Genomic DNA, 6,282 nt, shown 5'->3' with positions numbered 1-6,282 from the left:
GATGCGCCAACGCTGTTGCAGAACCTGGTGAATTTCAGCGCGCCGCCGGTCGCCTATGGCACGATCCTCGTGATGACGGCCACGACTTTCATCTTTGGCGGTTTCATGCGCGAGCAGATCTGCATCTATATGTGCCCCTGGCCGCGCATTCAGGCCGCGATGATGGATGAAGACACGCTGACCGTGGCCTATCGTTCGTGGCGGGGCGAGCCGCGCGGCAAGCATCGCAAGGCCGAAGGGGCCGATAAGCTGGGCGATTGCATCGATTGCAACGCCTGCGTGAATGTCTGCCCGATGGGGATCGATATCCGCGAGGGTCAGCAACTGGCCTGTATCACCTGTGCGCTTTGTATCGACGCCTGCGACGATGTAATGACGAAGATCGGCAAGCCGCGCGGTCTGATTGATTACATGGCTCTGACGGACGAGTCGCGCGAACGCGGCGGCCTGCCCCCCAAACCGGCCTGGCGTCACGCCTTGCGCCCGCGCACCATCGTTTACACGGTGCTGTGGTCGGCGGTCGGGGTGGCCTTGCTGGTGGCGCTGTTCATCCGGTCCGATATCGACCTGACGGTATCGCCGGTGCGCAATCCGACCTATGTGATGCTGTCGGACGGGTCTATCCGGAATACCTATGACGTGCGCCTGCGCAACAAGCTGGGCAGCGATCGCGCCTTCGAGGTTACGGTCACCGCAGGGGTGCCGCTGATCGTCACGCTGGAAGGATCGACAGATCAGACCGTGACAGTTCCAGCCGATGCGACGAAACTGCAGCGGGTTTATGTGACGGCGCCTGCCAACAGTATGGCGGCAAAGGCCGAGCGTACCGAAATTCGTATCTGGGCCGAAGATGTCGTGGCCCAGACGCGCGCCTCATCCGATACAGTGTTTAACGGAGCAACCAAATGACAGCCAAGCCACTGACAGGCCGCAAGGTGTTCATCTTTACCGCATCGGCCTTTGCCGTGATCATCGGGGTGAATCTTTATATGGCGTCCCAGGCGATCGGAACCTTTCCGGGGCTTGAGGTTGAAAATTCCTATGTGGCCAGCCAGGAGTTCGATACCCGCCGCGTGGCGCAAAACCGGCTGGGCTGGGTGATCGAGAGCCATTACGAGCGGGGAGAGCTGACGCTGACCTTTCGGGATGCCGACGGCAATGCGGCCCTTCCGCAGAATCTGACCGTTCTGGTGGGCCGCACGACCGAGGCCCGCGATGATATCCGGCCGGAATTCGTGGGCTATAACGGGCGGTTCAGTGCACCGGTTTCGCTGACGCAGGGCAAATGGATGATGCATGTCGATGCCATTGCCGAAGATGGCACGCCATTTCGCCAGCGCATTGATCTTTTCGTGCGGGGATAGTGATGGCGACACTCAGCGCGCCCATATCCGCCTGTCCGGCCTGTTCGGTAACACCGGCGGCACAGGCGCTGGCAACGGCCCCGCAGGTGGGGCAGGTGTTGCTGTCCTTGCCGACGATCCATTGCGCGGGCTGCATATCAGCCGTTGAACGGGGGCTGAACGCTGCACCCGGTGTCAGATCGGCCCGCGTGAATCTGACGTTGAAACGTGTCAGCATCGACGCCGCCCCCGGCGTAACGGCGACCGATCTTATCGCCGCGCTGGATGCGCTGGGGTATGAGGCGCACGAGCTGGACGCAGGCACATTGTCCGCCACCGCGACCGACCGCGCCGGGCGCGATCTGCTGATGCGTCTGGCCGTGGCTGGCTTTGCCATGATGAATGTCATGCTGTTGTCGGTGGCCGTCTGGTCGGGGGCGACGGATGCCACACGCGATCTGTTCCACTGGGTGTCGGCGGCCATCGCCCTGCCGACAATCGCCTTTTCCGCCCAGCCGTTTTTCCGCAATGCGTTCACCGCGCTGCGGGCGGGGCGGTTGAACATGGATGTGCCGATATCGCTGGCCATCGGCCTGGCGGGTGCGATGTCACTGTATGAAACCATGCAGCACGGCCAGCACGCCTATTTCGATGCTGCGCTGTCGCTGACGTTTTTCCTGTTGGCGGGGCGCTGGCTGGATCACCGCACCCGCGCCGTGGCCCGGTCTGCGGCACAGGAACTGGCCGCGCTGGAAGTGCCGCGCGCCATTCGCCTGACGGCCGAGGGCGAGGAAACCGTGGCGATCGCCGATCTGGCCGCCGGCGATATCCTTCGTGTGCGTCCCGGTGCCCGTGTGCCGGTGGACGGGGTGGTGACCGAGGGCCAGACCGAGATCGACCGATCCTTGCTGACTGGGGAAACCCTGCCGGTTTTCGCCATGCCGGGCATGGCGCTGAACGCAGGAGAGATCAACCTGACCGGCCCGATAAGCCTGCGCGTGATCGCCGCCGGGCGCGACAGTTCGCTGCACCGGCTGGCAGATCTGGTGGCGATGGCCGAGATTGCCAAGAACCGATACACATCGCTGGCGGATCGTGCCGCGCGGATCTATGCACCGGGCGTGCATCTGCTGGCGGCGGTGGCCCTTGCGGTGTGGTGGGCGATATCGGGCGATCTGCGTCTGGCGTTGAACATCGCGGTGGCTGTGCTGATCATCACCTGCCCCTGCGCGCTGGGGCTGGCCGTTCCGGCGGTGACCACGGCGGCCTCGGGGCGGCTGTTCCGGCGCGGGATGCTGATCAAGCACGGCACGGCGCTGGAACGACTGGCCGAGGTGGACACCGTGGTGTTCGACAAGACCGGCACCCTGACGCTGGGTATGCCACAAGCCACCAACCTGGCGGATCATCCGCGCGAGGTGACCGCCATCGCCCTGGCGCTGGCCGAGGCATCATCGCATCCGTTGGCGCAGGCGTTGGCGCGGGCCGCACGGGCGGCAGGACTGCGCCCGGCCAGCCTGAATGGCCTGAAAGAGGTGCCGGGATACGGGATCGAAGGGATATGGGCCGGGCAGGTTGTGCGCCTTGGGCGCGCCGAATGGCTGGGGGCCGCGCCGGGCGCCATGACCGCCGCATGGTTGCGCATCGGTGACGCGGCACCGCTGGCCTTTACCTTTGCAGATACACCGCGCCCGGGCGCGCGGCAGGCCATTGCGGCGCTGAAGGCGCAGGGCATGGCGGTGCATCTGATATCAGGCGATTCCGCAGGCCCGGTGGCGGCGCTGGCGGCTGAATTGGGGCTGGATCATTGGCAGGCGGGTGCGCTGCCCGCCGACAAGGCAGATTTCATTGCCGAACTGACCGCCCAGGGACACCGGGTGCTGATGGTGGGCGACGGGCTGAACGATACGGCCGCACTGGCGGGGGCGCATGTGTCGATCTCGCCAGCCAGCGCATTGGATGCGGCGCGGGTTGCATCGGATATCGTGCTGATGGGCACAGACCTGTCACCCTTGCCCGATGCGGTGGTGACCGCGCGCAGCGCCACCCGGCGCATCCGTGAGAATTTCGCCATCGCGGCAGGCTATAACCTGATCGCGGTGCCGGTGGCCCTGTTGGGTTTTGCCACGCCGCTGGCCGCAGCGCTGGCGATGTCGGTCTCGTCGATCACTGTATCTTTGAACGCATTGCGGGTAAGATAGGGTCATGCAAATTCTGGCTTATCTTATTCCGGTGTCGCTGCTGTTGGGAGGGCTGGGTCTGGTTGCGTTCTTCTGGGCGCTGCGCAGCCGGCAGTTCGATGACCCCGAAGGCGACAGCCGTCGCATTCTGAGCCCCGATTGGGACGATCACCCCCGCCCCTGACCGCTTGCGGACAGCCGCCCGGTTCGGGTCATCGTTCTTATTGCTGCGCCCCGTTCGGGGCGCAGGCTGCGCTGCGCGCGAGTATTTTGACCAAGAAGATGAGGGGTCACGACGAGGGGCCGAAGGCGGTGCAATCGGTGCCGCGGGCCTGCAGGCGGCGGCAGGCGAGTGCGGCCTCTTCCTGACTCATGCCGACAAAGTTGGCCTCGTATCCGCGGCTGGTCTGGCTGACCTTGCGCAGGGCGCCATCAAGCGTGCCGAGTTCCTTGAGGGCGGTTTGCAGCAATTCGCGTTCGGCCTGATAGCGTGAGTTATAGCGCCCCACGGTAATTCCCCAATAGCGACCACCCGAACTGGACATGCGGGTGACAACCTCTGGCGCTGTATCGGGTTGCGGCTGCGCCGGGGCGGATTTTTCAACCGATGCCAAGGCAATCTGCGTTGGGCGAAGGCGCGGAGCCGACATGGGGACGGAAACGGACTCAGCCGTGTTTTCGGCCATTGCGACGGGGGCAGGGGGTTGCGCGGCGGGGGCGGTGCCGGTTTCAGGGCGAAGCGCCGGAACCGGAACCGCCTGCAGAACGGCGGCCGAGGCGATTTGGGCCGGTTCGGGCTGATCCGGCGTTGCCTGGTCCGCGGGGGCGTTGGCCTCTTTGATCGCGTCAAGAATACTGCCCTGCATTGCCACCAGCATTTCCTTGGGCGGATTGACTGCCGGGCGGGAGGGCGGCACCGGCGAGCGGGTCAGGCTGGTCGCGACAGTGATGGTCTTGGGACCGGAGTCGCTGCCCTTGCCCATATAGGGGGGCGGGGTGGTTGGCCGTGCGGCCACGCGGGTCGGGGCCTTGCGAAAGCCCAGATCCAGCAGTTCCACGACCTTGGCATTGCGCGAGGCCGAGCTTTGGCCGCCAAAAACGGTTGCGATGATCCTCTTGCCGCCGCGTTCGGCCGATGCCACCAGATTGAAGCCGGCGGCGACTGTATAGCCGGTCTTGATGCCATCGGCGCCGTTATAGCTGCCCAGGAACCGCCGATTCGAACTGCGGACTTCCTTGATCCCGGCATCGGTCTCGACGCGAGAGAACATGTTGTAATATTGCGGATAGTCATAGAACAGGTGCCGCCCCAGCGTCGTCATGTCGCGCGCTGTCGACAAATGCCCCTGCTCGGTCAGGCCGTGGGCATTGCGAAAGGTAGAGCGGCTCATGCCGAGGGCCTTGGCGGTGCGGGTCATGCGCCGGGCAAAGGCGGCTTCGGAACCTTCCAGCGCCTCGCCGATCGCGGTTGCGGCATCATTGGCCGATTTGACGGCGGCCGCGCGCAGAAGATAGCGGAACTGGATCTTCTGGCCTGCTTTCAGCCCCAGTTTCGACGGTGGTTCGGCGGCGGCGTTCCGGGAAATCGTGACCATCGTATCTTCGGAAATTTCGCCGTTCTGGATCGCCTCGAAGGCGATATACAGCGTCATCATCTTGGTCAGGGATGCCGGATGCAGCCGGGCATCGGCATTGCTTTCATATAGAACCTCGCCAGTGCGCGCATCGACCACGTAACCCGCATAGGGGGCGGCGACAGCGCGCAAGGGCAGCGCTGCCAACAGCAGGATTGCGAACAGGATTCGAAGCCGGATACGGGCGGACTGCCCCTGTGGGTTTCGCACGGTGGTTGCCTTTTTACTGCCTCGGCCCGCCGGATTTTTCCGGTCGGTTCTTTTTGTTTCATTCAGCTTAGCATAGACAACCGCCGCACAAAACACCTGATTTTCAATGTCTTTCAGACGATCAGTGTGGCAGCAAAGATATAGCGTGGGCCATAAGGCCAGCCACAATATATCAGGTCAGGCGGTCGACAAGGTTTGTCAGGTCGGCAAGGCCGCGAATTTCGTGAAACCTGTGATGTTCCGCTGGCCGTTCGGCATGTTCCAGCACCCATGTCAGATCATGGGGCACGAATACGCCCCAGGCGCCGGCCTGAAGCGCGGGGATGACATCAGAGCGCAGCGAATTTCCCACCATCATCGCACGCGCCGCCCCGTCGCCGTGGCGGGCGAAAATTCCGGCATAGGTCCGGGCCGTCTTTTCCGACACGATCTCGACCCAGTCGAACAGTTCTCCCAGTCCGGATTGGGCCAGCTTCCGTTCCTGATCCAGAAGATCGCCCTTTGTGATGACCAGCAGACGGTGATCATCGGACAGTTTTTCAATGACAGGGCGCACATGGGGCAGCAGTTCAATCGGGTGTTGCAACATGTCCTGACCCGCCGCCAGAAGCTGTGCGATGACATGTGCCGGAACCTGTTCGTGGGTTACCTCGATGGCGGTTTCGATCATCGACAGGACGAAGCCCTTTATGCCATAGCCATAATGCCCCAGGTTGCGGCGTTCTGCAGCCAAAAGCCGCTCCATCAGGTGATCGGGTTCGGTGAAATCGGCCAGAAGTTCGGCGAATCGATCCTGGGTCAGGCGAAAGAATTGTTCATTCTGCCACAGGGTATCATCTGCATCGAAGCCGATCGTTGTCAGCGCGCGGGTCAAATTGCCGATCCTTTGCATGAGTCCGGGGCGCTGGGCGGGTC

At 63.4% G+C, this 6,282-nt stretch carries 6 protein-coding genes; 4 read left to right on the top strand and 2 right to left on the bottom strand.

Features of this window, described 5'->3' with window-relative positions:
* From ccoG to ccoS, 4 genes are all read left to right on the top strand, one after another.
* Positions 1 to 909 (top strand): cytochrome c oxidase accessory protein CcoG (gene ccoG / locus ACTCHC_RS05590; protein WP_463021487.1); only part of this gene is annotated, 909 nt, incomplete at its 5' end.
* Entirely contained in the window at positions 906 to 1,364 is a 459-nt protein-coding gene (locus ACTCHC_RS05585; protein WP_463021486.1) for a FixH family protein, read from the top strand. The genes ccoG and ACTCHC_RS05585, both read left to right, overlap by 4 nt.
* Before the next feature lie 2 nt (positions 1,365 to 1,366).
* Positions 1,367 to 3,544 carry a heavy metal translocating P-type ATPase gene (locus ACTCHC_RS05580; protein WP_463021485.1) on the top strand — a complete coding sequence of 726 codons (2,178 nt, stop codon included), beginning with the start codon at positions 1,367 to 1,369 and terminating at the stop codon, positions 3,542 to 3,544.
* A 4-nt stretch (positions 3,545 to 3,548) separates the two neighbouring features.
* On the top strand, positions 3,549 to 3,707 hold the full coding sequence (gene ccoS / locus ACTCHC_RS05575; RefSeq protein WP_463021484.1) for a cbb3-type cytochrome oxidase assembly protein CcoS: 159 nt from the start codon (positions 3,549 to 3,551) through the stop codon (positions 3,705 to 3,707).
* A gap of 106 nt (positions 3,708 to 3,813) precedes the next feature.
* Here ccoS and ACTCHC_RS05570 read toward each other — a convergent pair whose 3' ends face one another.
* Together ACTCHC_RS05570 and ACTCHC_RS05565 are read right to left on the bottom strand one after the other, a co-directional pair.
* The gene (locus tag ACTCHC_RS05570; protein ID WP_463021483.1) at positions 3,814 to 5,367 is read right to left on the bottom strand and encodes a D-alanyl-D-alanine carboxypeptidase family protein; all 1,554 of its coding nucleotides are present in this window, start codon (positions 5,365 to 5,367) and stop codon (positions 3,814 to 3,816) included.
* 172 nt (positions 5,368 to 5,539) lie between these two features.
* Positions 5,540 to 6,241: an HAD family hydrolase gene (locus ACTCHC_RS05565; RefSeq protein ID WP_463021482.1), complete on the bottom strand. Its 702-nt coding sequence runs from the start codon at positions 6,239 to 6,241 to the stop codon at positions 5,540 to 5,542.
* Positions 6,242 to 6,282 lie beyond the last annotated feature (41 nt).

Source organism: Actibacterium sp., from assembly GCF_055134745.1.
This window is presented reverse-complemented; position numbering and strand designations above follow the sequence as displayed.